Raw genomic sequence first — 2,488 nt, forward strand, 5'->3', positions numbered from 1 at the left:
TTGTACATTGAAAACTAGATAAGTAAGTAAATAGATTTTACCAAGCAAAACCGAGTGAATAGAGTTTTAAATAAGCTTGAATTCATAAAAAATAATCGCTAGTGTTCGAAAGAACACTCACAGATTAATAACTATATTAGATTAAGTTATTAAGGGCGCACGGTGGATGCCTTGGCACTAGAAGCCGATGAAGGACGTTACTAACGACGATATGCTTTGGGTAGCTGTAAGTAAGCGTTGATCCAGAGATTTCCGAATGGGGGAACCCAACACAAGTTATGTTGTGTTATCGACAAGTGAATTCATAGCTTGTCAGAAGGCAGACCCGGAGAACTGAAACATCTTAGTACCCGGAGGAAGAGAAAGAAAATTCGATTCCCTGAGTAGCGGCGAGCGAAACGGGAAGAGCCCAAACCAATAAGCTTGCTTATTGGGGTTGTAGGACACTCTATACGGAGTTACAAAGGAATATATTAAACGAATCATCTGGAAAGTTGAATCAAAGAAGGTAATAATCCTGTAGTTGAAAATATATTCTCTCTTGAGTGGATCCTGAGTACGACGGAGCACGTGAAATTCCGTCGGAATCTGGGAGGACCATCTCCTAAGGCTAAATACTCTCTAGTGACCGATAGTGAACCAGTACCGTGAGGGAAAGGTGAAAAGTACCCCGGAAGGGGAGTGAAAGAGAACTTGAAACCGTGTGCTTACAAGTAGTCAGAGCCCGTTAATGGGTGATGGCGTGCCTTTTGTAGAATGAACCGGCGAGTTACGATCTGATGCAAGGTTAAGCAGAAAATGTGGAGCCGTAGCGAAAGCGAGTCTGAATAGGGCGTATAGTATTTGGTCGTAGACCCGAAACCAGGTGATCTACCCATGGTCAGGTTGAAGTTCAGGTAACACTGAATGGAGGACCGAACCGACTTACGTTGAAAAGTGAGCGGATGAACTGTGGGTAGCGGAGAAATTCCAATCGAACTTGGAGATAGCTGGTTCTCTCCGAAATAGCTTTAGGGCTAGCCTCAAGTGATGATTATTGGAGGTAGAGCACTGTTTGGACGAGGGGCCCCTCTCGGGTTACCGAATTCAGACAAACTCCGAATGCCAATTAATTTAACTTGGGAGTCAGAACATGGGTGATAAGGTCCGTGTTCGAAAGGGAAACAGCCCAGACCACCAGCTAAGGTCCCAAAATATATGTTAAGTGGAAAAGGATGTGGCGTTGCCCAGACAACTAGGATGTTGGCTTAGAAGCAGCCATCATTTAAAGAGTGCGTAATAGCTCACTAGTCGAGTGACACTGCGCCGAAAATGTACCGGGGCTAAACATATTACCGAAGCTGTGGATTGTCCTTTGGACAATGGTAGGAGAGCGTTCTAAGGGCGTTGAAGCATGATCGCAAGGACATGTGGAGCGCTTAGAAGTGAGAATGCCGGTGTGAGTAGCGAAAGACGGGTGAGAATCCCGTCCACCGATTGACTAAGGTTTCCAGAGGAAGGCTCGTCCGCTCTGGGTTAGTCGGGTCCTAAGCTGAGGCCGACAGGCGTAGGCGATGGATAACAGGTTGATATTCCTGTACCACCTATAATCGTTTTAATCGATGGGGGGACGCAGTAGGATAGGCGAAGCGTACGATTGGATTGTACGTCTAAGCAGTGAGATTGAGTGTTAGGCAAATCCGGCACTCTTAAGATTGAGCTGTGATGGGGAGAGGAAATTGTTTCCTCGAGTCGTTGATTTCACACTGCCGAGAAAAGCCTCTAGATAGAGATTAGGTGCCCGTACCGCAAACCGACACAGGTAGTCAAGATGAGAATTCTAAGGTGAGCGAGCGAACTCTCGTTAAGGAACTCGGCAAAATGACCCCGTAACTTCGGGAGAAGGGGTGCTCTTTAGGGTGCAAGCCCAGAAGAGCCGCAGTGAATAGGCCCAAGCGACTGTTTATCAAAAACACAGGTCTCTGCTAAACCGTAAGGTGATGTATAGGGGCTGACGCCTGCCCGGTGCTGGAAGGTTAAGAGGAGTGGTTAGCTTCTGCGAAGCTACGAATCGAAGCCCCAGTAAACGGCGGCCGTAACTATAACGGTCCTAAGGTAGCGAAATTCCTTGTCGGGTAAGTTCCGACCCGCACGAAAGGCGTAACGATTTGGGCACTGTCTCAACGAGAGACTCGGTGAAATCATAGTACCTGTGAAGATGCAGGTTACCCGCGACAGGACGGAAAGACCCCGTGGAGCTTTACTGTAGCCTGATATTGAAATTCGGCACAGCTTGTACAGGATAGGTAGGAGCCTTTGAAACGTGAGCGCTAGCTTACGTGGAGGCGTTGGTGGGATACTACCCTAGCTGTGTTGGCTTTCTAACCCGCACCACTTATCGTGGTGGGAGACAGTGTCAGGCGGGCAGTTTGACTGGGGCGGTCGCCTCCTAAAAGGTAACGGAGGCGCTCAAAGGTTCCCTCAGAATGGTTGGAAATCATTCATAGAG

The 2,488-nt window shown here is 47.7% G+C and carries 1 rRNA gene; it reads left to right on the forward strand.

The annotated features are described in order from the left end of the window. Window positions 1-139: 139 nt before the first annotated feature. A 23S ribosomal RNA gene (locus tag HMPREF3131_RS02040) occupies window positions 140-2,488 on the forward strand; the annotation flags it as partial.

The organism is Staphylococcus sp. HMSC14C01, assembly GCF_001808085.1.
Lineage (GTDB): Bacteria > Bacillota > Bacilli > Staphylococcales > Staphylococcaceae > Staphylococcus > Staphylococcus hominis.